Source organism: Buttiauxella ferragutiae (genome assembly GCF_022637515.1).
Taxonomy (GTDB): Bacteria; Pseudomonadota; Gammaproteobacteria; order Enterobacterales; family Enterobacteriaceae; genus Buttiauxella; species Buttiauxella ferragutiae.
The window spans coordinates 4516014-4540594 of the sequence record NZ_CP093332.1; the positions used below are offsets into that span (position 1 = coordinate 4516014).

The following is a 24581-nucleotide window of genomic DNA, read 5'->3' on the forward strand; positions in this document are numbered from 1 at the left end:
TTCCCTTAACAATCCAATAATTCTTTACAATCGCCAGCAATCATTACCACCTCAGCGCCATAAATAATCTGGTAGCCCTTATCACCCACGCGGACGACGCCTTTTGCCTGTAATTTTTTCTTCCAGTAATTATCAGCGGCCACTTTTTCGGGATCTTTGACTTCGACCCGTAAGCGAGAAATACAGTTATCAAAAGCAATAATATTTTCCGCACCGCCAAAGGCTTCAATGATTTGATGGGCTAGCATGTCGCCAGGCGTACTTTGCTGCTTATTTTTATAGTCTGCTTTGGTATACAACTTTATTTCTTCTGCTGTATTTTCTTCATCGTCAGGCTCACGACCTGGTGTCATGACATTAAATTTCAAAATGAGAAACCTGAATAGCACGTAATAAATACAAAAGAACAGGGGTATCAGCCAGAGATAGCCCCAACAATTAAGTTTTGAAGGCTGTAGCAGCACCGGTAAAATATCTTTAATACTTCCACCATAAATGGAAACACCTGCCATCTCAGTCAGCACAAAGGCAAGTCCAGTTAATGGCACATGCACCAGGTAAAACAACCACGGTGCGACAAATAAAAAGGTATATTCAATCGGTTCCGTTACGCCAAAAAGAACCATGGCCGTTAATACCGGAATCAGTAAACCCGCCACCGCTTTTTTATGTTTATATTTAGCACACTGATAGATAGCTAAACCTGCGCCGGGTAAAGCACCAAAATGAATCACGGAACGACCAGACTGAAAACCTCTCACTAATAGTTCAGTTGTTTCCTCGCAAGCGAGTTGAGCCATATAAATATTCGTGGTCCCGCTAACCAACTTGCCGCAGATCTCCATTGACCCGCCCAATTCAGTTAAGCGAATCGGCGTGGTGACCAGATGATGTAAACCAATTGGCAGTAACGATTTATCGACCACCGCCCAAAGGAATGTCCCGAACAACCCGGAATTCCAGATCAATTTGCTGAACTGGGCAAGCACACCGCCTATCGGAGGCCAGATAAAGTAAAAAACAATGCCCAACATTGAACCGGTTAACAGCGCCACAATAGGCACGGTGCGTGTTCCGGCAAAAAAAGACAGCACGATGGGCAGCTTCACGTTATAAAGACGGTTATGCAAATAAGAGGTGACTAACCCGATAAGCAGGCCACCAAAAATACTCATTCGATAGGTAAACATGCCAAGCTCGTTGGTATATATCGAAGCCTTTTGGACTGCACTCACCTGCTCAAAACCTACTTGTTGAAAATAACTCGCACTGGTCGTCTGTGGGGATAAACCGTTTAAACCGAGGATGGTGCTTATGACATAGTGCATCGCCATAAACCCAACCACACCGGAAAACGCGGCCCAGCCTTTCTCTTTTTTGGCCAAACCAAAAGAGACACCACAGGCAAAAAAAAGCGGTAAATTAGTGAAAACCACATCGCCCATCGCTTTCATAATTGTGAAACCAATAAATGGCAAAGACCCCTCATAAATAAAGGAGGACAGATGTAGCGCTGCTATCACCTCTTTATTTGTAAAAGCGCTACCAAAACCCATTAACATAGAACCAATCGTGATAATAGAAATAGGGACTAACATAGCCTGCCCGACCATTTGCATCTGCTGCTTCATTGAAGATCCCTCTTATTCATATATATCAGACAGATTCGCTGTGGCACCTGTACTGACTGCACCCAATCAGTTGAATCATGACGGATATAAATAATGCATTGTGTTAAAAAGAAAAAAGACAGGAGTCACAGATTAATTAACCCTGTCATAGTGAAGTTATCTTTGCTCTCATTTAGATTTAGAAACAAACAATATCCATTACTTCCCGTTACATCCAGAAAATAAAACCACTCAATTAATAAAGCCAGGGTAATTACAGTAACCACCCTAGCAAGATTTATTATTTCCTTATGTTATTTACTCTACAAAAAACAGAGATAAATAATCCCATTACACTTCAAAATACATTCATGAAACAAATAGTCTAATGGGACAGGCTCATTTCGCTATAGTCCGTTAAAGTGCCAGTTCAATAGCTAAAAGTTCGGTGATCGCGGCAGCATTCGACAACGTGTGAAGCGGTTCGCGGAATTCGCTGTGCATCAATTTGCGAGCCAGGCGCGAGAAAATCTTCATGTGATTATCTTGTTCCTGTTCGCTCACTGTCAGCATAATGACCAGCTTCACATCAACATCTTCGCCCCAATTCAATGGCGCATTTAACCGCAAAAGCGAAATACTGCTGTGCAATACATGCGCTGATTTGCAATGTGGAATCGCCACTGAAAATCCGAGTGCGGTAGAAAACACGGTTTCGCGATCCCAGATAGCCCTTTCCACTAGTGCTCCGGAAACGACACGCTGCTGCACTTCAAGGTTATCAGTCAGTAATTTGATGGCTTCTTCTTTGCTGGACACACTTTTATCCAGCAACACCAACTCCGCCGCCAGCACCGTTTTTTGCGACTGTGCTCGCATGAATTGCTCAACAAGTTCCAGCACTTGTTCGCCGCTCTCACTGGCAATCGCTGTTTCAAAGAGTTGTTGGCATTGCGCAATATCCAGCGAAGTTAGCGCTTCCTTACACGGCGTGATAGCTCCCACCGCCATGCTTAACTGCGTTAATCCCATTCCAATCAGCAGCGGCAACATTTGCTTATCTGCGGCCATTTCGCCACACAAGCTAATCGCCAGCCCGGCGGCCTGCGCACGTTGCGTAATATCACGCATAAGTGCCAAAAACGTCGGGTTGCGATAATCGTAAAGGTGACGCACCTGTGTATTACCGCGATCGCACGCCAGGAAGTACTGTGTAAGGTCATTGCTACCAATAGAGACAAAATCGAGGTATTTCGCGGCTTTTTCCAGTAAATAAAGCGTAGATGGCACCTCAACCATAATGCCGAGATGCCATTCGCCGACGGAGATATCTTCTTGCTGCAAGGTGTGCGCGACATGGTGGAACTGGCTGTGTAACCACTGAATTTCCTGAAGCGTGGCCACCATCGGTACCATAATATTTAGCGGGCCAACCGCGCTCGATCTGAGTAAAGCTCGCGCTTGTGTGGTGAATATTTCATGAAATTGCGGATACATGCGCACTGCGCGATAGCCGAGGAATGGGTTCTCTTCTTTGGGTAAATCGAGAAAATCACAAGGTTTATCGCCGCCGATATCCAGTGTACGAATGGTGATTTTTTTGCCTTTCGCCGCACGCAACACTTCGCTATACGCCTGATATTGTTCTTCTTCATCAGGTGGCAGACTGCGTTCACAGAAGAGCATTTCGGTGCGGAACAGGCCGACGCCATCCGCGCCTTTGCTAAACACCTCCTGCGCTTCAACAGCCAGGGCAATATTCGCCAGCACGCTCACCGATGTGCCATCCACCGTCGTAACTTGTTGCCCGCACAGCGATGCACTGCGTGCCGTAATCGCCTGCTGCTTTTCGGTTTCCAGCCGATACCAGCTTTCCATTGCGGCATTGGGATTGGCCACCAGCACACCGTGGCGGCTGTCGAGAATCATCATGCTGGCGCTACGCACGAGTGCCTCAGATTGCGTCACTCCGCACAACAACGGCACACCAAATGACCGCGCCAGAATCACGGTGTGGGACGTTTCACCGCCATCGCCCATCACTATGCCTTGCAGATGTGGGTTGCGCAGTCGCAGGAACTGCCCTGGCGTCAGTACGCCGCTACATATCACGATGCTGTCTTCGGTGAGCGTCAGTTGAATTTCAAGTGGCCGCCCCAGCACATTTGCGGCAATGCTCTGGCAAAGATCGCGAATGTCGATCACCCTTTCACGCAAATATTGGCTGCTGCTTTTCAGCAAAGACTCGCTCAGTGTTTGCACCGTCAATGCGATGGCCTGCAACGCATTGCGCGCCGAGGTATGTGACAGCAAGCAGGATTTAAATGCTGGATCGCTCAGCAATTTAAGCTGTGCGGCTAACACCTGCGCAGCACCGCTATCCGACTCGGCTAACATATTCTTCGTTAAAACCCAGGCATCACACAGTTGCTGATGCTGATGTACGAGGTCAGCGGCAGGTTCATGGCGCGACAATTCATGGAGATCGACGCAATTAATATGCACCGGCACACCGCGCCCGATTCCCTTACTCACTCCGTTACCACGCACATACTCCGCGCCCGCATGTTCTATAAATACCGGCAACGGCTGTGAGTGGGTTTCCAGTGAGAAAGCCAGCGGTTCATCGCAATCGGCAAACTCATCACGCATAAAAGCCTGCAACACCTCAAAGGCTGCCTGTTGATCGCCACCTTCAATCAGAAACTGGCACGAGTCGCCGTTAGTAATATCGGCACCAATCATGCCCAGTACGCTTTTCGCATCGGCCTGGGTCTTTTTGCTGAAGTTGATAAGCGTAATCGACGCCGAAAAAGGTTGTGTGCGCTGTTCTATTTCGCTTGCCGGGCGAGCATGGATGCCGTTAGGCAAAGTACAAATAAAGTTGAGGGTTAACATGTGTTTCCCGCCCTAAAATGTGATGACAAAAGTCGCCGGCGCGCACGTTGGCACCGTGTCTGGCTGAGCTTCCAGTGCGGTTTCCGCAAGCGTTGCTGGCATGATTTCGCCGTGGGTTTCAGGCACGCCACGCTGCAGCGGTTGAGCTGAGGGATTCCAGCCACGCACCACCAGCGCATCGCGATGCTGAGCTTTTTTCAGCACGCTGAAATGCAGTTCGGTATCCCAACTTAAGACGCTGAAATGAGGCGGGAAAGTGCGGCCATGAGGATTAGTGCGAAAACGCGACCAGCCAGTAGCCAGCCACGCATGAAGGTTGCCGCGCGCGCGTTCAACGTTGCGCCAGAATGCGTTATCCGCACCGTGATTCATCGCCAGTACACTGAGTTTGAAGTGGTGCATGCCCTGTATTTGCGAATCAGGCGAAGGCAAAACCATACCGGACGCACGCCCTGGACGGTAAGACATATTGGCCTGCCCGAGCCAACCGACGCTGCGCAGCAAGGTCACCGCTATCACATCTTGCCTGTTTTGCGGGATTTGATATTCACGCAACCCTTCAGTCACCGTGCACAATCCCCGCTGAGCGTCATACATCATCACCTGGCTTTGCATCGGGTAGAGCGCCACCGGCGCTTCGGTCCATTGCTCGTCCTGCCAGACCGCCATTTCCGACGGCAAGTTTTGGCGCTCAATCAGGCCAAACGGCTGGTCAGCAAAATGAATATGACTTTGAGCCGCGGTCGGCAGTAGCACTTGCAAGCGGTGGTCGCGCACCGTGTTATTGACGCTAATTGCCACATCCAGCCAGGCGTTGCTGTCGGCAAGCGTGATGGTCATGGTGATATCGAGTACGGCATCCGCACGCTGTTCACGGCGAGCCGCCAGATCCTGCGGCACCGCTATTTTCCAGCTTAGCGTCAGCGCACTTTGCAGCGCCCCTTGTGTGCCGCTGATTGACGCCAGGAAGCCATTACTGTTGATTAGCCAGTCATCAAACGGCGGCGAATAGTTGTAGTTATCGCCTGCATCGCCGCCATCAACCAGTTGCAGAATATTGTGATAGCTCTGCTGACTGCGCTTGTCGGTTAACGTCAAAATGCCTTGCTCGTCCACTTCCAGACGCAGCCAGGCGTTTTCCAGTTTGTTTATCGATTTAGCCTGCTGCTCAAAGCCTGCGTTAATACCCTCTTGCAGATACAACGTTTGATAGCCACAGGCAGGAATATTGGCGACCTCCAGCAACAAACAACATTTGCGATACCAGGTGGTTTCGGTGCTGTTTGATAACTCCTGAACGATAGTCGACATATCCTGGCGGCCTTCTTCGACAATCTGCCAGCGACACTCTTTGCCTTCGCTGTCGACCACGCGGAAATCTTGTTCCGGTGTGAATATTGTCAGCTCGACCAGCCCGGCACTCATCTGCGGGTGCGCATTGAAGATGATGATTTTCTTGCCATCTTGCTGCGCTGTGATCCCTTCAGCCAGCATCTTCATATTCAGGTCAATCAACTGGTTCGCCATTTCCAGACCCGATTCAAGGCGATTTTTGACCATCGCGTTAACCCGATCTGAATTGCAGCCACCGATGCTGTCGTGGGCGTGGGATTTCATCGCTTCACGCCAGATATTATCGACGGCATGTTGCGGATACGGCAGGCCCAGGCGCCAGTTGACTGCCAGCAACGGCTCCAGATGCTGGCTCAGCGTCCGTTCCAGGCGGGCGTTAAGTTGCTTGATGTCGATGCGGGTCGAGAAAATACCGCGATGAATACGCATATATTTCGGGCTGAGAAACTCGCCCTGATAAACCGGCAGAGTCACGTTGGCGCTTTCCAGCGCCTGGAAAAACTGGCTGAAACTACTGCGCACAAAGCGGTAGTCATCCTGCTGTGGGTTAAGCTGCTCGAGCATTGCCGGAACACGATATTCAAACGGCGACTGGTCGTTACCGTTGGGCAGCAAAACGTGGTCGGTGAGGGAGAAACGCGTCTGTTTTTCCAGTATCGGTTCCAGCGTTTTTTGGGCCGTTTGGGGATTGTCAGGCAGCCATTTGGCGCAACCATAGCCCCACGGCAACACGGCGGTGGTGACTTTGCTGCCATCGGCGGCCTGCCAGCTAAATTCGCTATGCGCGACATTGTGTTCGCTCCAGCCGCGCCAGATAACGGCGTAGTCGATCGCAAATTGCTGCAAAAACATCGGCAGTTGTGCACTTTGCCCAAAAGAATCAGGCACATAACCGATTGGCATTGTGCCACCGAAACACTGGCAGTCGGCGTGGCCGAGCAATAAGTTTCGGGTTATTGATTCCGCACCAACCACCAGAAAATCGCTCTGTGTATACCACGGGCCAATCACAATACGCCCCTGCTCTATTAACTGTCGTAACCGGGTTTCCTGATGAGGCGCAACACTCAAGTAATCTTCTATAACCACCGTTTGCCCATCGAGAACAAATGGCCCTAAGGTTTTATCTTCTTCCAGACGCTGAAAAAGATCGTCCATAAAATAATAAAGTACCGCTTTTGAATCGTTCTCAGTGAAATACCACTCGCGATCCCAATGGGTATGTTGTACCAGATGAACAATTTTCATATTTCAACCTCATCATGACAATGACTGCATATTTAACCCAGCTGCCATGACTTTATTTTAAATACAGGAAACCCTGAGACTGATGAGTCTCATTGATATTTATTACTGCGCTATCAGCAAACCATTAAATAAAAGTCTAACGGCTCACTTTAAATTTAGGTGCAGCTGCTTTTTCTACTTTATTGCCCGAAGGTGTCGACTGACTGAACACCAGCAGCGAACCCATTGCGACAATTGCTGAACCTACGGCAATAGACAGGATGTAAACCGGCCAGCCATCAACGGCTAACCAACCGTAAAATCCGGAAATTGGCGCATGGTTTACCGCCCCTAAACCAACCGCCATCGCCGCCCCTGTCGCTGTACCGACCACGTTGATAATGATGATCTTTGGATTGGCTAAGGCGAAAGGGATCGCCCCTTCTGAAACACCAATCAAGCCCATTAACGTTGAGGCTTTGCCCGCTTCTTGCAGAGATTCTGGGAAGCGATGCTTCCAGATAAGAGTTGCGACGCCAAGGCCAATCGGCGGGATAATTATCGCCACTTGTGCCGCGGTGTTGGGGTCGTAAATCCCCGAGGCCAGCAGTGCCATTGCGGTGGTAACTGCGGCTTTATTGACCGGGCCGCCAAGGTCAAAGCCCACCATGCCACCGACCACTGCGGCCAGAATAATTTTGTTAGTGCCGGACATCGCCAGCAGCCACGCTTCCATACCGCGATTGAGCGCCGCCAGTGGCGTGCCAATCACAAACGCCATAATGATGCAGGTCAGCAGCGTGCCGCCAACGGGGAGAATGAAAATCGGCCCAGCAGAGGCCAGCGAGCGTGGCAGTTTTATTTTTGCGGTCAGCATGCGGACCACGTAACCGGCGACAAAACCCGCCGCCAGCGCACCAAGAAAGCCGGTGCCGAGGTTGCTGGCTAACAGGCCGCCGACCATACCTGGTGCAATCCCCGGTTTATTGGCAATCGCAAAGCTGATGTAACCTGCCACAATCGGCAGCATTAATGACAACGCCAGGCCGCCAAAACCATCGAACTTATGCAGCATCTGCACCACCAGGCTTGCGGCCTGTTCGTGGCTGGCATCCCAAATGTTATCAATGCCATACATCGATGCACCGATACGGGCAATACCCATAATGACGGCACCGGCAATGACAAACGGCAGCATGTATGACACACCGGTCATAATGGCGTTTTTCACCTCCGTCCCGGTAGAGGATTTCACCCCGCCACCCTGAAATTTAGCCATTATTGATCTCCTGCTCAATGGCATCAAAGACGGCGTCACCAAACTTAATCGGGTCTGCCACGCTGCATTCCAGCTTTAGCATGCCATCGAAGCGCTCTTTGTTGTTAATGGCCACATCAGCGGCGATGATTACACCATCGGCACGCGCCAGATCCTCCGCGGTAATTTCATTTTCCGACCCCATACTGCCCTGGGTTTCGACTTTAATTTCGTGCCCACGGCTTTTGCCAGTGATTTCCAGAGCTTCGGCGGCCATGAAGGTATGAGCAACGCCAGTCGGACATGCAGCTACACAAACGATGTACATAGTGATTCCTCTCTCAGATGGGCGGGTACAGACAATAAAAAAAGCACAATGGCGATAAGGCGCATTGTGCTTTTTAAGCAGTAAAACAGTCTGTTATGTGAATCTGAATTCGCATCGGACTCGCCACTCAAACGGTGGCACACCAGCAACTGGTGCGCACTGCGAGTGGTGTAGCTAAATGCCAGTTCATGGCGAAGTTGCGCCACTAGTTGGGCCTGAATAGTGGTATTTACAGTGTTGGAAACGAGTGGGGTTTGTGGGCGTTTGGATAAGGTAAACAGGCTCTCGCCAGCACAATCCCACAAGCGTGACCAGCCGCCAGAAAACTCATCTTCGTTATTTTCCTGCGGGTATTCTTCGGCAACACTAAGTGATTGAACGGAGTTGAAACAGCAAAGTCCACTCAGCAATGACCTCACGCTGCTGAATTTCCCCAGCAGGCAGTAAAAGCAGTAACTGATTAATCGGTGGACTATGACGTACATATTTCCTCCAGTCTTGAGCGCATGATAATAGTCATTAACCTGTGGAGTAAATGTGATTGCTCGCACAATTCCCGTTATTCTAATCAACCAAATATTTGGAATAAAAAAGCCACTTAATTAAAGTGGCTTTTGTTATTAGTGGTTAATATTAGAAGAATACGAAATAAACCACTGCTGCGACCGCAAATCGATAAATTGCGAACGGAATGAACGAAATACGTTTAATCAGTTGCAGGAACGTTTTAATGGCAACCAACGCAACTATAAATGCTGTCATAAAACCAACGGCAAACATTGGCAAATCAGCCATGGTTAAGAAACCGATGCTCTTATAAACATCCAGCACGGTCGCACCCATCATCATTGGCACCGCCAGCAGGAACGAGAACTCAGAGGCTGCATAACGGCTGATGCCCATTAACATACCACCTGAAATCGTGGCGCCTGAGCGCGAGAAGCCCGGCCACAGCGCTAAGCATTGGAAACAACCAATCGCAAAAGCCTGACGATAAGTAATGTCATCCACACCTTCGGCACGCGGAACCTTCGGTTTGAACATCTCAGCGGCAATCAGTAGCACACCACCAACCACCAGCGCATACATGACGTTTACCGGGTTAAATAGCGACTTGATCATGTCATGGAAAACCAGCCCCAACACTACTGCAGGCACCATGCCCAGCAGAATGTGAATCAGCGTTAAACGCCCGGTTCCGGTACCTTCGTGAGGTTGGCGACCAAAGTGGATACCGATAAGCCCAAACAGACGGCGCCAGAACATCACCACAACCGCCAGAATCGAACCTAACTGGATAACGACTTCAAACGTTTTCGCCGTGTCACCTTCAAATCCCAGAAGGTGACCAACAATAATCATATGACCGGTGGATGAGACGGGTAAAAACTCCGTTAACCCTTCGACAACCCCAAGAATTGCAGCAATAACTAACGAGTGCAGATCGCTCATTAAAAATCCTCTAACCCCAAAACACACAGAAAAAAAGCGGCGTCTGCCGCGAAAAGATGACAGTTTTGACTAAGCTACGCCTGTTTGGTTTAGCCAATATGAACCTAATGACTTAATTTAAGATTAATGCCACGCTCGATAACTACACCAACATTGGCGGCCTGCGCAACCGCACCTGGTTTACTGACTTTTAAACGTACCCACGGCGAGTTAAAGCGAGTGAGTAGCAGTTGTGCAACCTCTTCAGCCACGCGTTCAACCAATGCAAAACGGCCACCCGAAACATGGCTGATGACTGCATCGCTGACATCGGCATAGCTTAAACAATCTTTTACGTCGTCACTGCTGGCAGCCTGGCGGTTATCCCATGCCATTTCGATATCGAAGACCAGTTTCTGTGAGATCGTTTGTTCCCAGTCGTAAACACCAATTGTGGTGATTACAGTGAGTTGCTCTATAAATACAATATCCATCACGCCCTGCCCGGTTTTTAGTCACGCCAGATACCACTTCCGGCGAAATATGCGTATTATCCACAGATGCAGAGAATACAACGACACTTTCAAAATGGAACAGCGTTATGAGTGCAATCGCGCCAGTCATGATCCTGCTTGCGTATCTTTGCGGCTCAATTTCTAGCGCCATCCTGGTTTGCCGAGTTGCCGGTCTTCCTGATCCACGACAAAACGGTTCTGGCAATCCTGGAGCAACCAATGTCTTACGCATTGGCGGCAAAGGCGCTGCCGTAGCGGTACTGATTTTTGATGTTCTTAAAGGAATGCTACCCGTCTGGGCGGCTTACGCACTAGGCGTGACACCGTTCTGGCTGGGGCTTATCGCTATCGCAGCCTGTATCGGGCATATCTGGCCTGTATTCTTCAATTTCCACGGCGGTAAAGGCGTTGCGACGGCTTTTGGTGCTATCGCTCCCATCGGCTGGGATTTAACCGGCGTAATGGCGGGAACCTGGCTGTTGAGCGTATTACTGAGCGGTTATTCGTCTTTAGGGGCGATTATCAGCGCTCTGATTGCGCCGTTCTATGTCTGGTGGTTCAAACCGCAATTTACCTTCCCGGTTGCCATGCTGTCGTGCCTGATTTTGATGCGCCACCACGACAACATTCAACGTTTATGGCGTGGGCAGGAAGCCAAAATCTGGAAGAAACTGCGCAGAAATAAAGACAAAAAAAAGGAGTGAATTCTCACTCCCTTCTAATGATTCTGGTGAACCTTTACGCAGCAGGTAACTCAGCCAGCGGCCAACGAGGGCGCACAGTCACGCTCAATTCACCCGCTGTTCCGGCTTTCAAACGAATCATGCCAGCATAAGCAATCATTGCGCCGTTATCAGTACAAAATTCTGGGCGCGCGTAGAACACTTCCCCACGGCGTTTTGCCATCATTTCTTCCATACGCGTACGCAGAGTACGATTTGCACTGACGCCACCAGCCATTACCAGGCGTTTAAAGCCAGTATGATCCAACGCACGTTTACACTTAATCGCCAGCGTATCGACAACCGCATCTTCAAATGCGCGAGCGATATCTGCACGGGTTTGTGGATCGGCTTCATTGCCGCGAATAGTGTTCGCCGCGAACGTTTTCAGGCCGGAGAAGCTGAAATCAAGACCTGGGCGGTCAGTCATCGGGCGTGGGAAAGTAAAGCGCCCCGCAGTGCCTTGTGATGCCATTTTTGACAGCATTGGGCCGCCAGGATAATCCAGCCCCAATAGTTTGGCAGTCTTATCAAAGGCTTCACCGGCAGCATCATCAATAGACTCACCTAAAAGCTCATATTGCCCAATTCCCGTCACGCTAATCAATTGTGTATGACCGCCGGAAACCAGCAGGGCGACAAACGGGAACTCAGGTGGATTTTCTTCCAGCATCGGCGCTAATAAATGCCCTTCCATATGATGAACCGGCACAGCAGGAACATCCCAGGCAAACGCCAGCGAGCGACCAATTGTTGCGCCGACTAACAACGCACCGACCAAACCAGGCCCTGCGGTATAGGCGACACCGTCAATATCTTTTGCGGTTAATCCTGCTTCTTTTAATGCTGCCTGAATCAATGGCACTGTTTTGCGAACATGGTCGCGGGAAGCAAGCTCCGGCACCACGCCGCCATAGTCAGCGTGCAGTTTCACCTGACTATACAATTGATTAGCTAATAACCCTTTTTCATCGTCATAAATGGCGATGCCGGTTTCATCACAGGAAGTCTCTATACCCAGTACTCGCATGGCGGTCTCTACCTCAAAGTCTTGGCGCGAAGTTTAAGCTCATGGGGGCTTATTGTAAAACAATGCTCACCTATTGGCCGACGGTGGTGTATAATCCGCACCCCTGGAAGATTCCGGCCTTAAAAGCCAGGTTTCTGGTTGTCCGGTGCTTTACAAAGCAGCAGTAGTTGCAGTAAAATTCCGCACCATTTTGAAATAGCTGACGCCTAAGTCAGCGGCAAACCGAATTTATCAAAGGTGAGAGTTAATGCCGGTAATTAAAGTACGTGAAAACGAGCCATTCGACGTAGCACTGCGTCGCTTCAAGCGTTCTTGTGAGAAAGCAGGTGTTCTGGCGGAAGTTCGTCGTCGTGAGTTCTATGAAAAACCGACTACCGAACGTAAACGCGCTAAAGCTTCTGCTGTGAAACGTCACGCGAAGAAACTGGCTCGCGAAAACGCACGCCGCACTCGTCTGTACTAATTTTCTGGAGGCTCAATCCTCCAAAACAGACTAGTAGTAGTTGTAAAGGCCGTGCTTCCGAAAGGAATGCGCGGCTTATTTTCGTTCATGAACTGACATACTTCCTGCTCTTTCATGTCGCGGTTTTATCGCAATATTGAAAGAAAGCGAGTACCAAACGGGGCCTATGGCTGGACGAATTCCACGTGTATTCATCAATGACTTGCTGGCTCGCACCGACATCATCGATCTGATTGATGCCCGTGTTAAGCTCAAAAAGCAGGGCAAGAACTATCATGCGTGCTGTCCGTTCCATAACGAAAAAACCCCCTCTTTCACCGTAAACGGTGAAAAACAGTTTTACCATTGCTTCGGCTGTGGGGCACATGGCAACGCCATCGATTTTTTAATGAACTATGACAAGCTTGAGTTTGTCGAAAGCGTTGAAGAACTGTCGGCAATGCACAATCTTGAAGTGCCTTACGAAGCAGGTAGCGGACCGAGCCAGATTGAGCGTCATCAACGGCAAAGTCTTTATCAATTAATGGATGGCTTAAACGCCTTTTATCAACAATCCCTGGCTCAACAATCGGCTGAACCTGCTCGTCAGTATCTGGCACAGCGCGGTTTAAGCTCCGAAGTTATTCAACATTTCGCCATCGGCTACGCCCCTCCCGGTTGGGATAACGTTTTAAAACGTTTTGGTGGTAATACCGAAAACCGTCAAGCACTGACGGATGCGGGTATGTTGGTCACTAACGATCAGGGACGTAGTTACGACCGTTTCCGCGAAAGGGTGATGTTCCCCATCCGCGACAAGCGAGGCCGGGTAATTGGTTTTGGTGGCCGAGTGCTGGGCGATGCCCTGCCGAAGTACCTGAACTCCCCGGAAACCGATATTTTCCATAAAGGCCGCCAGTTGTATGGCCTGTATGAAGCTCAACAGAGCCAGCCCGAACCCGCACGTTTGTTAGTTGTGGAAGGCTACATGGATGTGGTGGCGTTGGCGCAATACGGTATTTCTTACGCCGTTGCCTCACTGGGCACCTCAACCACTGCCGACCATATCCAGTTGCTGTTCCGGGTGACTGATACCGTTGTCTGTTGTTATGACGGGGATCGCGCAGGGCGAGATGCCGCATGGCGTGCTCTGGAAACTGCACTACCTTATATGACGGACGGCCGTCAGTTGCGCTTTATGTTCCTGCCTGACGGTGAAGACCCCGACACGCTGGTGCGCAAAGAAGGCAAAGAAGCATTTGAAGCGCGCATGGAACATGCTCAGCCGCTTTCTACGTTTCTTTTTAACAGCCTGATGCCGCAGGTCGATTTGAGCTCACCGGATGGCCGAGCGCGACTGAGTACTCTTGCATTACCCCTGATTAGTCAGGTACCTGGTGAAACTTTGCGCATTTATCTGCGTCAGGAGCTGGGTAACAAACTGGGCATTCTGGACGATAGCCAGCTTGAAAAATTGATGCCAAAGCTTGCGGAAAACAGCACGCCGCGCCCAGCCCCACAGCTAAAACGCACAACCATGCGTATACTGATAGGACTGCTGGTGCAGAATCCAGAGCTGGCACCGAATGTGCCACCGCTAAACGGTCTGGAGCAGGCTAAGTTGCCAGGGCTGACACTGTTTATCAATTTGGTGAACACCTGTCTGGCACAACCGGGTTTAACCACCGGGCAGCTTTTAGAGCTATATCGCGGTACAGAAGAAGCCGCCACCCTTGAAAAACTCTCTTCATGGGACGATATAGCAGATAAGGACATTGCAGAAAAAACATTCAACGACGCACTCGAACACATGTTTGATTCAGTGCTGGAATTGAGGTTTGAAGAATTGATGGCACGTTCCAGAACTACAGGGCTAACGCCTGCGGAGCGTGAGGAAGTCCGTGTGATAACAGAATCACGCGCGAAAAAGTAATTATTATCGGCTTAACTGCCGAACATTGATCGGGTCAAACCCGAACGCCGCAAGGATGGGCAGCGGCAATAAAATAAGTCAGCCCTCGTTACGTTATTGTTGGCGGTTTCGCCGACCGACACCAACCCTAATACTGAAGTGTGGATACCGTCTTATGGAGCAAAACCCGCAGTCACAGCTTAAACTTCTTGTTACCAAGGGCAAGGAGCAAGGCTATCTGACCTATGCCGAGGTCAATGACCATCTGCCGGAAGATATCGTCGACTCTGATCAGATCGAAGACATCATCCAAATGATCAATGACATGGGCATTCAGGTGATGGAAGAAGCACCTGACGCCGATGACCTGTTGCTTGCTGAAAACTCAAACAACACAGACGAAGATGCGGAAGAAGCTGCTGCACAGGTTCTGTCCAGCGTTGAATCCGAAATCGGGCGTACTACTGACCCGGTTCGCATGTACATGCGTGAAATGGGTACCGTTGAGCTGTTAACCCGTGAGGGTGAAATCGATATCGCTAAGCGTATCGAAGACGGTATCAACCAGGTGCAGTGCTCCGTTGCCGAATACCCGGAAGCGATCACTTATCTGCTTGAGCAGTATGACCGCGTCGAAGCAGAAGAAGCACGTCTGTCTGATTTGATCACCGGATTTGTTGACCCGAATGCAGAAGAAGACCTTGCCCCTACCGCCACTCACATTGGCTCAGAACTGACCACCGAAGAAAACAGTGACAGTGACGATGAGGAAGACGACGACGACGACGCGGACGATGACAACAGCATCGACCCTGAACTCGCTCGTGAGAAATTTGGCGAACTGCGCACGCAGTACGAAAGAACTCGCGACACGATTAAAGCGAAAGGCCGTGCTCACGCAGACTCTGCCGCTGAAATCTTGCAATTGTCTGAAGTCTTCAAACAGTTCCGCCTGGTACCGAAGCAATTCGATTACCTGGTAAACAGCATGCGTGTCATGATGGACCGCGTTCGTACGCAAGAACGTCTGATCATGAGATTGTGTGTTGAACAGTGCAAAATGCCGAAGAAAAACTTCATCACACTGTTCACCGGCAACGAAACCAGCGAAACCTGGTTCAAAGCCGCTATCGCAATGAACAAGCCGTGGTCTGAAAAACTGCATGACGTTGCTGACGACGTTCATCGCAGCTTGCAGAAACTGCAACAGATTGAAGAAGAAACCGGCCTGACTATCGAGCAGGTTAAAGACATTAACCGTCGTATGTCCATCGGTGAAGCGAAAGCTCGTCGTGCGAAGAAAGAGATGGTGGAAGCAAACTTACGTCTGGTTATTTCGATCGCCAAGAAATACACCAACCGTGGTCTGCAATTCCTCGACTTGATTCAGGAAGGTAACATCGGCCTGATGAAAGCGGTTGATAAGTTTGAATACCGCCGTGGTTATAAGTTCTCGACTTACGCCACATGGTGGATTCGCCAGGCTATCACTCGCTCTATCGCTGACCAGGCGCGTACCATCCGTATTCCGGTGCATATGATTGAGACTATCAACAAACTCAACCGTATTTCGCGCCAGATGCTGCAAGAGATGGGTCGTGAGCCAACGCCGGAAGAACTGGCTGAACGCATGTTAATGCCGGAAGACAAAATCCGTAAAGTGCTGAAGATCGCCAAAGAGCCTATCTCCATGGAAACGCCAATCGGCGACGATGAAGATTCGCATCTGGGTGATTTCATCGAGGATACCACCCTCGAGCTGCCACTGGACTCTGCAACGTCTGAAAGCCTGCGTAACGCAACTCACGACGTTCTGGCGGGCCTGACAGCGCGTGAAGCGAAAGTTCTGCGTATGCGTTTCGGTATCGACATGAATACCGACCACACGCTGGAAGAAGTGGGCAAACAGTTCGACGTTACCCGCGAACGTATCCGTCAGATCGAAGCGAAGGCACTGCGCAAACTGCGTCACCCAAGCCGCTCTGAAGTACTGCGTAGCTTCCTGGACGACTAATCACATCGCCCTTCTCAAGAGCCCTCCATCGCGAGGGCTTTTTTATTTCTGCCCGCTAACAATAGCTGAGCAAAATATCAGAAGCGGGAAATATAAGAGTTTGATTAGGCTTTGATTATAAAAGCGGCAGATGTCACGCAATCACTGGATTGCAGCCCAGAGTTACATTATAATCCTGCGCCACGGCCCCTTAGCTCAGTTGGTTAGAGCAGGCGACTCATAATCGCTTGGTCACTGGTTCAAGTCCAGTAGGGGCCACCAAATTTTAGCTTTAAAATCATATGATTAAGCCACTTTTAACGAAGTGGCTTTTTTGTTTCTGATTTTCGATGGCGATAGAATGGCGGTAGATTTTTATCGCCATCATAAAAAAGACATAAAAAAACCCGCTCCAAGCGGGTTCTATTACATCCACAGCTGACGCTGACCGGTTGGTAATGGATGTGGCGGCGCAGGATTTACCTTGCCCGGAGTGACGATAAATCGCTCTACGGACTCCATTGTTACAAAAGTGCAACTGCAATTTATGTTAGTGCATTGGTGATAACGCTCTTTAGTATTCTCACTAAGATAGCGGCTTGTACGCGCATGTGCTGCGTGCTGACACTGTGGACAATGAAACATAATCACCCCCAAAACTCCCAATAAGTGAATAAATAGTACACCTTAATTCATTAATTGTGAATTTTGAATTTTGATATTTTCTCAAGATAAGGACGTTTTATGTCACCGATTAAACTTACCCTTCTGGGTTCAATGTTAGTCATCTCCTCCTCTGCCCTAGCCCAGAACGTAAACACTAAAGTCCTGAACAAATACCTCGCCCCATGGCAACCTGTCGAGATTACAGCTGAGAAAGAAGGTGTTTTAGTCGCCCTCCCGAGTCGCAGCATTACCCCTGAGATTTACGATTTAGTTATAAAAACTGGAGTCTGTAATTCAATATGGACTAAAGATGCTCCGTCTTCATATCTGGTCGGAGTAAAATACCTGCATATCACTAATCAATTTAAAGCGACTGGCTACTCTCTCGAGACCCCACTTAATACATGTAAGGAAATGGGGGATCTATCACCAACTGATGCAAAAACACTGATGCTTTCAAAAACCCATTTGTTTACAGGCAGCCTCAAGTAACTACCACAAAACTGACAACCTGCTGCAAAAGCGGGTTGTTTTAGTTAATCTTCATTATCTGCGTCGTAATCAACATCTTTTAACCTCACCTCAAGCTCTAAGGTTGTCGTGAAGCCGCTGTTACTGAGTGAGTGCACCACTTTAGTGATCGTCCATGCCTGCTCGTCGATGACGCGCTTAAAGCCTGACACAATGACTGGTGTTTCCGGGTAAAGATCTGCGCGCCCCATCGCGAGGCTAATCGAAAACTCCGCCACCCCGCGTTGCAGTTTGTCCCATTTGGCCTGAGCCGCACGCATCGCTTGTGCCTTGCTGGCGTAAATGGTGGTGAGCGCAAACACGTTATCCTCCTCACCGGCCATATACTCGCCCTCGCGCGCTTCCTTTTCCTTCGCGGCTTTCTTCGCTTTCACCGGTTTGGCCTTCGGGTGCTGGAGCGCGCGCAGGTTCTGCGGTTTGGCCTTACGCCTGAGTTTGACCTGCTGCTTTTGCTCTTGCGGCTCTTTGGTGTGCAGCCATTTGGCGGTCACGCCGGTATAAGCCCCACGGTCGGCAATCGCAAACTGGTGACGGTCACCGTCGCGGCGCTCGATGCTCATCTGCGGAATAGGTCTGCCGCTGGCGGTAACTCCGGCACCGGCTTTGATAAACAGCAGTTTACCGGCCTTGACTGATACCTCCGCGCCGTTGCGTTCTGCCAGGCGGGTGAGGAATTTCGCGTCGGACTCCTGCGTCTGGTCGATATGCGGGATGGCAATTCCGGCGAACTGCGGGGCAACGCTGGCGGTCAGTTTGTTACGGCTGGCGATAGTGTTGAGCACTTCCCCGAGCGTGGTGTCGTGATAGGACGCCTCGCGGCGTGAGTTGAGCGTGCCGCGAAAATCTGCACTGCGCGCACGAATGGTCAGGGTGTCCGGTGCACCCCGGTGCTCAATTTCATCGACCGTGAACAGGCCTTTCCCCAGCAGCGCCGAACCCTGCCAGCCGAGGAACAGTGACAAGACTGCGCCGCGCACCGGCAACTCAATCAGGCCGTCAGTGTCATCGAGTTCGATATCGAGCTGGTCAGCCTCAAAGCCACGATTGTCCGTCATGCTGAGGCTAATCAACCGGTCGCTGATATTGCGAGTAATGTCCTGCTGGTTGAGGGTGAGCATAAACGCCGGTGCCATGCTTGCCCCGGCATCCAGTGTCATTCCGGTCAGCATTAAAATAACCCTCCGATTTTACTCTGCATGTTCCCGACCAGGCTTTCGGCCTGCTTCTCAATATCACCAAACATTGCCGTCAGCGACTCATCCACGCGGGTCAGGCTGACGGTAAAATCAATTTTCATGGCTGAGCCGTCGGCAAAAAACTCGCTGTGGGTTTCGCTGACTGAATTAATCACAAACATGCCGTAAATGGTGCCGCTGCCATCGAGCAGCGACCAGGCGCGCCCCTCATCCGCCATCAGGTTGAGTGCCAGCAGTGACAGCCTGCCGCCGGTGATTTCCGGCAACAGACTTCCGCTAAGGACAATTTTTTCCTCATTCACGCCGAGGAACTGCATCGCTGGTCGCAGGCCGACGCGGCTGTTCGACGGCCAGCGATAATCCACATCCCGTTGCAGGCTCTGATAAGGCAGCGTCTGTAACTGAAAAACAAACATGCCGAGGGCAAGCATCATGGTGATTCCTCCTTAGTCGTGCATCATGCTGGCGCGTTGTTTCGCCCGCTTCTCGCGCTCGTATTTTTCCAGGCTGTCGCGCAGCTGGCGGTCAAGCTCACCGCCGTTCTGCACGCCGCCACCGATGGCGATGTGATACTCATTGCGGCTCTGGTCGGTGTAGCTTTTGCCACTGCTGGCGGTGACCGGCTGATAACCCCCGGCTCCGCTGGCATAAGCGTTGACCTTTTCGGCCTGCACACTGAGCTGACCGGACTCCTGGTTGATGAGGCCGAGCTTGTCGAGTACCCACTCGATACCGTCGCGCAGGGCGGTAAACGGTGTCATGGCGAGCCGGAAAGCACCGGCCAGTGCCTGACCAAACGCCACGCCGGATTCCTTGCAGCTGTCGAGCGTGTCCTTGCTGGCTTTCACCGGGGCAATCAGCTCTTTGAACCACTGCCAGACCCCCTGAACTTTCTGCCCGATAGCGTCAAACACAGGAGCCAGTGGCGCGAACATCTCAGCCACCGGCGCAAAGGCGGCTTTCAGTCCTTCCACCACACCGCTGAAGAAGGCGCTCAGCGGCTCCCAGTATTGATAGATGAGCAGCGCACCCCCGGCGATGGCGGCACCGATGGCGACAATCGGCCAGCTGAGTGCGCCGAGTACCGTCATCATCGCCCCACCGGCCACGGTAAACGCGGTGCCGAGCAGACCGGCAGCGGCAATCAGGGCATTAACCCCGGCAATCACCGGCCATGCCACCAGACCAATCGCACCGACCAGGCCAATGACCGCCAGTGCCACGCCCCCGACCTTGAGCAGGGTCTGTGTCAGTCCTTTGTTCTGCACAATCCAGTGGTCGAGTTTGAGCACATATTTGGTGGTGGTCTGTGTCAGCTGGCGCAGGGAAGACTCCTGCTGGTCAAACAGGTCGGTGCCGACTGCCTCATACGCCGACTGAAACTCTTTAAAGTCGCCGCCGAGGTTGTCCTGCATCACCTTCACCAGTTCGGCGGTTTTGCCGTCCGAGGCTTTAAAGGTGGCGGTGAGTTTGTCGAGTTTGCCGGTCATGGCATCGGTCATCAGTACCGCAGCCGCCGAACTGGCTTCCTCGCCAAAGATGACTTTCATGTACTCCGCACGCTGCGCCGTACCGAGTTTGTTTTTCTCAAATTTGCCCTGCATTTCTTTCAGGATGGTAAACAGCGGGCGCATGTTGCCCTTGCTGTCGGCGGTGCTGACTTTCAGCTCAGTGAGTGCCGTTTTCGCCTGGCCGACCGGTGCCTGCAAACGGCTGATGACCGCGCGGCTTCCGGTACCGGCCATCGAGCCAGTGATTTTCGCATCGTGCAGCGCACCGGCCATCGCGGCGGTTTCTTCAATGCTGATACCGGCATTTTTCGCCACCGGCGCGATATAGGTCAGGGCATCACTCAGCCCGTTAAAGTCGGCGGCGGTTTTGTTCATCGTGGTCGAAAGCACATCACCAATGTGTGCAACCTTGTCGTCGGAAAGCTGGAACGCCGAGCGCATCCCCATCAGCAGCGCGGCGTTTTCTTCCATGGTGCGCTGGTTGGCGAGCGCCATATTCAGCGTGACCGGTGTCGCCGCCTGAATGGCCGCCGCATCCCCGCCGGATTTGGCGATAATAATCTGCGCACCGGCGGCATCATCTGCTGACGCTGCGGTGTTGTCCCCGAGCTGGCGCGCCTGTTTACGCAGGGCTTCCATTTCCGGTGAGGTTTTTTCCACCCCGAGTACCGCCTGCAACTCGGAATTTTTCTGTGCAAAGTCGTAGCCGGGTTTCAGGATACCGACACCTGCTGCCACACCGGCGGTTGCCATGCCGATACCGGCAGCACCCACGGCACCGGCTGTCCCGGCCAGCTGTTTACCGGCCTGATAACGGTTGTTGACGGCGTTGAGTCTGTCCTGCTGTCGGCTGACCCGCGCCAGAGCTTCCCGCTGGCGATTAAGCTGTGCGGTGGTTTCGCTGAGCGAGTTTCTCAGGCGGCGCTCATCAGCTGACAGGGTGCGGGTATTAATTCCCGCCTGTGCCAGCTCCTGCCGCTGGCGCTGGACCGACTGACGCAGCCCGTTGTATTTGGTCTGCAATTCCGAAGCCGAACGCTTTGCGGCTTCCAGTGCCTGCGCCTGTGCACGCGTCGGGCTGGCGGTATTCCGGAACTGTACCGCCAGCGCGGCGGCTTCCTGTTTTGCTTTTGCCAGTGACTGACCGGTGACCGCAAGCTGCGCGCTGGTTTTACGAAAACCGTCAATACGCGATGCCTGGCCGTTTAAATCCTTGAGGGTTTTCTGCGTGTTGCGGATGTCACCCGCCAGCGCCTTGCTCGCCGTCTGGATGTGTTTAAACGGGCGCGTTGCCTGGTCAACGGCTTTAAGCAGCACTTCGATTCTGACGTTATTACTCATGAGAATTTCCGCTACGTTTAAGCGCCATCTCGCGCCAGCTGATGAGGTCGCTCAGGCTCAGGGCGTAGAGCTCTGATGGCGGCCAGTGGAAGATCACCGCAATATCCGCCATCAGGTCGTCGACCGATAAACCCGACGGGAAGCTTAAGCCGCCGAAGCCGGAGCCAAAAAACCGATCACCTTCGCGGCCAGCGTCATCATGTCCGGCAACTCCAGTGCGGCAACATCCGACTCAGTCAGACTCGGGTAAGTCATGCGCGGCAGCACTTTAATCAGCGCGTTCACATCCGAGCTGGCGACATCAGCGAGACTCACCCCGCGCAGGGTGCCTGCGGTCGGCTTAATCAGGGTGACCGTTTCAATCACAATTTCCCCGCGTTTAACCGGCTTCACCAGGGTCACAATGTTCGGGTTATCAGAGGTGTTCTTGTATTTTTTTGCGTTGCTCATGAGGTTGTTCTCCGTGGATTTCACAAGGGATACCCGGCCAGCCTGGCTGACCGGTCAATACTTTAAGCCAGACCGATATTGCGGCGGCGCTGCTCCAGACGGTCGACGCCGTTCACTTTCTCAATCATGTTGAGGGTGTCGATTTCAATCAGCTCTTTGCCGTTCATCGTCAGCTTGTAATAGGTGCACACCGTGGTGATTTTGGTTTCGGTGTCCTCACCCTGTTTGCTGTCACCGCCGTCAAATTCTTTGTGACGGCCACGCACCACCACCTCGACGGCGGTTTCTTCTTCGGTGTCGTCGCGCTGGTAGGAGCCTGCAAAACGCAGCGGCACACTGGACGCTCCCGGCAGTGCGTACTGCGCCCAGAGTTCTTCATCCGGAAAACCGCCGAGTGTCCACTCAATCGTGAGTGCATCATCGTCGAGACCAAAATCCACCTGCGCGGCACCGTTCATGCCGCCGCCGCGATAATTTTCCAGCTTGCGGGTGAGCTTCGGCAGCGTCACCGAGGACACCACGCCCATATAGCTGAGGCCGTCGTTAAACAGGTTGAGTGATTTAAGCTTGCGGGGCATTGCCATGATTCAGCGTTCCTTATCCGTTGACCGAGGCGATCAGGTTCACCAGATATTTATCGGTGATGCGCTGACGCAGGGTGAGGTTTTCCAGTGGTGGCACCGGCGTGTAGTCGTAATCGAGATAGAGTTTCCCGGCTTTCAGCGATTCTTTATCGTTGGCGGTTTCGTCAAACCAGCAATCTGCATCGACAATGTAACCAGCGGTTTTCAGCTCGCGGAATTTGGCCTTGATGCCGTCAACAATGTCGCGGATGAGCACCGGTGTGATCGGCTTATCCACCGCCCACATATGCCCCTCGGCCATGGTGTCGGCAATGACCTGCGCGGTGCGGGTGTAGTTCTCAAACAGGAATAACGGGTCGTCAGAACAGGTGCGGTTACCCCAGAAGCGGAAACCATCTTTGCGGATAAGGGTCGTGACCCCTGCCTCATTGAGCAGGTCGGCATCGGTGCCGGAGGCCTGCAAATCCCAGAACACCGAAGCACTGATACCGGTGACACCCTGCACCCCGACGTTAGACAGGGTTTTGTGCCAGCCGACGGTCTGGTCAATAAAGGCACGCAAACCGAGTGCACGCGCCGTGGCATACGCCGGAGCACTGGCGTTCGTCTCCGTATCCCAGGCGATAAAGTCCGGCCAGATAACCATCAGCTCACGCTGGCTGAAATTGTCGCGGTACTTGATGGCGTCAGAAATCGTTTTGCAGTTCCACGCACTGACATAGCCAAAGGCGCGCAGGCTGACGCACACCGAGGCCAGCGCAACCGCCACTTCCTGTGAATCCAGCCCCGGCACGCCGAGAATGCGCGGTTTTACACCGGTGACGGCTGAAGCGGTCAGCAGTGCTTTAATGCCAGTGTATTTACCGTTCACATCGGTGCCACCAATGATATTGCTGATGGTCTGCGCGCGGGCGGCGTCCTCATCCTCGTCGTCACCTTCTTCGACGCGCACCACGATGGTTACCGGCTTGCACTGGTCAGCAATCGCCTGGAGGGAAGCAGCAAGGGTGCCTTTGGTGCCAGCTTTGCCAATGGCGGTCTGCACATTAGTAATTAAGACCGGCTCATTAAGGGGAAAGGTCTGCGCGTCGGCATCGCTGGCGGTACACACCATGCCGATGACCGCCGTCGAGACCGTGGAAATAACACGCGTGCCGTCGTTAATTTCAATAACCTGCACGCCGTGGTGATAGTCAGCCATCCGGGTCACTCCGTAGTTTTCAGAAGTGTCTATTTTCAGGTGTTGTGCCGTCAGCGTGCGAGCAATCAGCGCTCGCTCACATAAGGCACAACAAACCGGAAAACAGAGCAAAATCAACGGGGGAATGTGACGGTGATTGATCGGCGAGAGCGATCAATTGACGAGAATTGATCGTTTATATCCATTATCTATAAAGGTGTATTGCCGTTATCGTTTCCGGCATTAAGGGAGATGACGCGATGGAATATGTTTTATGGGGCGTGGCGGCACTGGTCGTCTGGTTACTGGCAGGGTATTTCTGGTGCCTGTGGTTTGTCGATGATGAAGAGGAGGATTATCAGGAATGTCCGTATGACTAGCCCGCTTTGCGCGGGCTTTTTTG

At 51.8% G+C, this 24581-nt stretch carries 22 protein-coding genes and 1 tRNA gene; 6 read left to right on the forward strand and 17 right to left on the reverse strand.

Annotation, left to right across the window (positions count from 1 at the left end; all coding sequences use genetic code 11):
* Positions 1 to 5: 5 nt before the first annotated feature.
* The 8 genes from MNO13_RS20765 to folB all read right to left on the reverse strand — a co-directional run bounded on the left by MNO13_RS20765 (position 6) and on the right by folB (position 10599).
* A complete protein-coding gene (locus tag MNO13_RS20765) occupies positions 6 to 1631 on the reverse strand; it encodes a PTS transporter subunit EIIC (RefSeq protein WP_241939203.1) in 1626 nt (541 codons plus the stop codon).
* Positions 1632 to 2027: 396 nt separating this feature from the next.
* Positions 2028 to 4508, reverse strand: a complete 2481-nt coding sequence (gene ptsP / locus MNO13_RS20770) for a phosphoenolpyruvate--protein phosphotransferase (RefSeq protein ID WP_241939204.1) — start codon at positions 4506 to 4508, stop codon at positions 2028 to 2030.
* 12 nt (positions 4509 to 4520) lie between these two features.
* Positions 4521 to 7109, reverse strand: a complete 2589-nt coding sequence (locus MNO13_RS20775) for a glycoside hydrolase family 38 N-terminal domain-containing protein (RefSeq protein WP_241939205.1) — start codon at positions 7107 to 7109, stop codon at positions 4521 to 4523.
* A 136-nt stretch (positions 7110 to 7245) separates the two neighbouring features.
* Positions 7246 to 8367, reverse strand: coding sequence for a PTS fructose transporter subunit IIC (locus MNO13_RS20780; RefSeq protein ID WP_064540138.1), 1122 nt, complete (start codon positions 8365 to 8367; stop codon positions 7246 to 7248).
* Complete coding sequence (locus tag MNO13_RS20785; RefSeq protein WP_064540140.1) at positions 8360 to 8674, reverse strand: PTS fructose transporter subunit IIB; 315 nt, start codon at positions 8672 to 8674, stop codon at positions 8360 to 8362. The genes MNO13_RS20780 and MNO13_RS20785 overlap by 8 nt, the downstream gene beginning before the upstream one ends.
* Positions 8656 to 9159 (reverse strand): hypothetical protein, encoded by a 504-nt coding sequence (locus tag MNO13_RS20790; protein ID WP_064540142.1) that lies wholly within the window; start codon positions 9157 to 9159, stop codon positions 8656 to 8658. Before MNO13_RS20790 ends, MNO13_RS20785 begins: the two co-directional genes overlap by 19 nt.
* 148 nt (positions 9160 to 9307) lie before the next feature.
* Entirely contained in the window at positions 9308 to 10126 is an 819-nt protein-coding gene (bacA, locus tag MNO13_RS20795) for an undecaprenyl-diphosphate phosphatase (RefSeq protein WP_241939206.1), read from the reverse strand.
* 104 nt (positions 10127 to 10230) lie between these two features.
* Positions 10231 to 10599 (reverse strand): bifunctional dihydroneopterin aldolase/7,8-dihydroneopterin epimerase, encoded by a 369-nt coding sequence (gene folB, locus MNO13_RS20800; protein WP_064540147.1) that lies wholly within the window; start codon positions 10597 to 10599, stop codon positions 10231 to 10233.
* A gap of 107 nt (positions 10600 to 10706) precedes the next feature.
* Between folB and plsY the strand changes: the two genes are divergently transcribed.
* Complete coding sequence (plsY, locus tag MNO13_RS20805) at positions 10707 to 11324, forward strand: glycerol-3-phosphate 1-O-acyltransferase PlsY (RefSeq protein ID WP_064540149.1); 618 nt, start codon at positions 10707 to 10709, stop codon at positions 11322 to 11324.
* 34 nt (positions 11325 to 11358) lie between these two features.
* Here the strand turns inward: plsY and tsaD are convergent, their stop codons facing one another.
* A complete protein-coding gene (gene tsaD / locus MNO13_RS20810) occupies positions 11359 to 12372 on the reverse strand; it encodes a tRNA (adenosine(37)-N6)-threonylcarbamoyltransferase complex transferase subunit TsaD (RefSeq protein WP_064540151.1) in 1014 nt (337 codons plus the stop codon).
* Positions 12373 to 12619: 247 nt separating this feature from the next.
* On the opposite strand from tsaD, the gene rpsU reads away from it, so the two are divergent.
* The 4 genes from rpsU (at position 12620) to MNO13_RS20830 (ending at position 17001) form a co-directional block, all read left to right on the forward strand.
* Positions 12620 to 12835 (forward strand): 30S ribosomal protein S21, encoded by a 216-nt coding sequence (gene rpsU, locus MNO13_RS20815; RefSeq protein ID WP_001144069.1) that lies wholly within the window; start codon positions 12620 to 12622, stop codon positions 12833 to 12835.
* A 166-nt stretch (positions 12836 to 13001) separates the two neighbouring features.
* The gene (gene dnaG / locus MNO13_RS20820) at positions 13002 to 14747 is read left to right on the forward strand and encodes a DNA primase (protein ID WP_064540153.1); all 1746 of its coding nucleotides are present in this window, start codon (positions 13002 to 13004) and stop codon (positions 14745 to 14747) included.
* A gap of 154 nt (positions 14748 to 14901) precedes the next feature.
* Positions 14902 to 16740, forward strand: a complete 1839-nt coding sequence (rpoD, locus tag MNO13_RS20825) for an RNA polymerase sigma factor RpoD (RefSeq protein ID WP_064540155.1) — start codon at positions 14902 to 14904, stop codon at positions 16738 to 16740.
* A gap of 184 nt (positions 16741 to 16924) precedes the next feature.
* Positions 16925 to 17001 (forward strand) — tRNA-Ile (locus MNO13_RS20830).
* Between the two features lie 144 nt (positions 17002 to 17145).
* On the opposite strand, the gene MNO13_RS20835 is transcribed toward MNO13_RS20830, so the two are convergent.
* Complete coding sequence (locus MNO13_RS20835) at positions 17146 to 17364, reverse strand: DNA-binding transcriptional regulator (protein WP_115630999.1); 219 nt, start codon at positions 17362 to 17364, stop codon at positions 17146 to 17148.
* A gap of 99 nt (positions 17365 to 17463) precedes the next feature.
* Here MNO13_RS20835 and MNO13_RS20840 point away from each other — a divergent pair, with 99 nt between their 5' ends.
* Entirely contained in the window at positions 17464 to 17877 is a 414-nt protein-coding gene (locus MNO13_RS20840) for a hypothetical protein (protein ID WP_241939207.1), read from the forward strand.
* A gap of 44 nt (positions 17878 to 17921) precedes the next feature.
* Here the strand turns inward: MNO13_RS20840 and MNO13_RS20845 are convergent, their stop codons facing one another.
* The 7 genes from MNO13_RS20845 to MNO13_RS20875 form a co-directional block, all read right to left on the reverse strand.
* On the reverse strand, positions 17922 to 19085 hold the full coding sequence (locus MNO13_RS20845; RefSeq protein WP_241939208.1) for a phage late control D family protein: 1164 nt from the start codon (positions 19083 to 19085) through the stop codon (positions 17922 to 17924).
* Positions 19085 to 19546, reverse strand: a complete 462-nt coding sequence (locus tag MNO13_RS20850; RefSeq protein ID WP_241939209.1) for a phage tail protein — start codon at positions 19544 to 19546, stop codon at positions 19085 to 19087. Before MNO13_RS20850 ends, MNO13_RS20845 begins: the two co-directional genes overlap by 1 nt.
* Before the next feature lie 12 nt (positions 19547 to 19558).
* Complete coding sequence (locus MNO13_RS20855; protein ID WP_241939210.1) at positions 19559 to 21964, reverse strand: phage tail tape measure protein; 2406 nt, start codon at positions 21962 to 21964, stop codon at positions 19559 to 19561.
* The gene (locus tag MNO13_RS20860) at positions 21957 to 22076 is read right to left on the reverse strand and encodes a GpE family phage tail protein (protein WP_121814353.1); all 120 of its coding nucleotides are present in this window, start codon (positions 22074 to 22076) and stop codon (positions 21957 to 21959) included. The genes MNO13_RS20855 and MNO13_RS20860 overlap by 8 nt, the downstream gene beginning before the upstream one ends.
* A gap of 32 nt (positions 22077 to 22108) precedes the next feature.
* The gene (locus MNO13_RS20865) at positions 22109 to 22414 is read right to left on the reverse strand and encodes a phage tail assembly protein (RefSeq protein WP_121814354.1); all 306 of its coding nucleotides are present in this window, start codon (positions 22412 to 22414) and stop codon (positions 22109 to 22111) included.
* Positions 22415 to 22476: 62 nt separating this feature from the next.
* Positions 22477 to 22998, reverse strand: coding sequence for a phage major tail tube protein (locus MNO13_RS20870; RefSeq protein ID WP_121815279.1), 522 nt, complete (start codon positions 22996 to 22998; stop codon positions 22477 to 22479).
* A 13-nt stretch (positions 22999 to 23011) separates the two neighbouring features.
* A complete protein-coding gene (locus MNO13_RS20875; RefSeq protein WP_241939211.1) occupies positions 23012 to 24199 on the reverse strand; it encodes a phage tail sheath protein in 1188 nt (395 codons plus the stop codon).
* Positions 24200 to 24581: the final 382 nt, after the last annotated feature.

What these genes read in the sequence shown, in the direction of transcription:
- folB (WP_064540147.1), bottom strand. Translation starts at nt 10,599, where the DNA reads ATGGATATTGTATTTATAGAGCAACTCACTGTAATCACCACAATTGGT.
- rpoD (WP_064540155.1), top strand. Translation starts at nt 14,902, where the DNA reads ATGGAGCAAAACCCGCAGTCACAGCTTAAACTTCTTGTTACCAAGGGC.
- MNO13_RS20855 (WP_241939210.1), bottom strand. Translation starts at nt 21,964, where the DNA reads ATGAGTAATAACGTCAGAATCGAAGTGCTGCTTAAAGCCGTTGACCAG.
- MNO13_RS20780 (WP_064540138.1), bottom strand. Translation starts at nt 8,367, where the DNA reads ATGGCTAAATTTCAGGGTGGCGGGGTGAAATCCTCTACCGGGACGGAG.
- MNO13_RS20875 (WP_241939211.1), bottom strand. Translation starts at nt 24,199, where the DNA reads ATGGCTGACTATCACCACGGCGTGCAGGTTATTGAAATTAACGACGGC.
- MNO13_RS20840 (WP_241939207.1), top strand. Translation starts at nt 17,464, where the DNA reads ATGTCACCGATTAAACTTACCCTTCTGGGTTCAATGTTAGTCATCTCC.
- MNO13_RS20785 (WP_064540140.1), bottom strand. Translation starts at nt 8,674, where the DNA reads ATGTACATCGTTTGTGTAGCTGCATGTCCGACTGGCGTTGCTCATACC.
- MNO13_RS20765 (WP_241939203.1), bottom strand. Translation starts at nt 1,631, where the DNA reads ATGAAGCAGCAGATGCAAATGGTCGGGCAGGCTATGTTAGTCCCTATT.
- MNO13_RS20865 (WP_121814354.1), bottom strand. Translation starts at nt 22,414, where the DNA reads ATGAGCAACGCAAAAAAATACAAGAACACCTCTGATAACCCGAACATT.
- MNO13_RS20870 (WP_121815279.1), bottom strand. Translation starts at nt 22,998, where the DNA reads ATGGCAATGCCCCGCAAGCTTAAATCACTCAACCTGTTTAACGACGGC.
- tsaD (WP_064540151.1), bottom strand. Translation starts at nt 12,372, where the DNA reads ATGCGAGTACTGGGTATAGAGACTTCCTGTGATGAAACCGGCATCGCC.
- MNO13_RS20775 (WP_241939205.1), bottom strand. Translation starts at nt 7,109, where the DNA reads ATGAAAATTGTTCATCTGGTACAACATACCCATTGGGATCGCGAGTGG.
- MNO13_RS20835 (WP_115630999.1), bottom strand. Translation starts at nt 17,364, where the DNA reads ATGTTTCATTGTCCACAGTGTCAGCACGCAGCACATGCGCGTACAAGC.
- MNO13_RS20845 (WP_241939208.1), bottom strand. Translation starts at nt 19,085, where the DNA reads ATGCTGACCGGAATGACACTGGATGCCGGGGCAAGCATGGCACCGGCG.
- plsY (WP_064540149.1), top strand. Translation starts at nt 10,707, where the DNA reads ATGAGTGCAATCGCGCCAGTCATGATCCTGCTTGCGTATCTTTGCGGC.
- MNO13_RS20860 (WP_121814353.1), bottom strand. Translation starts at nt 22,076, where the DNA reads ATGGCGGATATTGCGGTGATCTTCCACTGGCCGCCATCAGAGCTCTAC.
- rpsU (WP_001144069.1), top strand. Translation starts at nt 12,620, where the DNA reads ATGCCGGTAATTAAAGTACGTGAAAACGAGCCATTCGACGTAGCACTG.
- dnaG (WP_064540153.1), top strand. Translation starts at nt 13,002, where the DNA reads ATGGCTGGACGAATTCCACGTGTATTCATCAATGACTTGCTGGCTCGC.
- ptsP (WP_241939204.1), bottom strand. Translation starts at nt 4,508, where the DNA reads ATGTTAACCCTCAACTTTATTTGTACTTTGCCTAACGGCATCCATGCT.
- bacA (WP_241939206.1), bottom strand. Translation starts at nt 10,126, where the DNA reads ATGAGCGATCTGCACTCGTTAGTTATTGCTGCAATTCTTGGGGTTGTC.
- MNO13_RS20790 (WP_064540142.1), bottom strand. Translation starts at nt 9,159, where the DNA reads ATGTACGTCATAGTCCACCGATTAATCAGTTACTGCTTTTACTGCCTG.
- MNO13_RS20850 (WP_241939209.1), bottom strand. Translation starts at nt 19,546, where the DNA reads ATGATGCTTGCCCTCGGCATGTTTGTTTTTCAGTTACAGACGCTGCCT.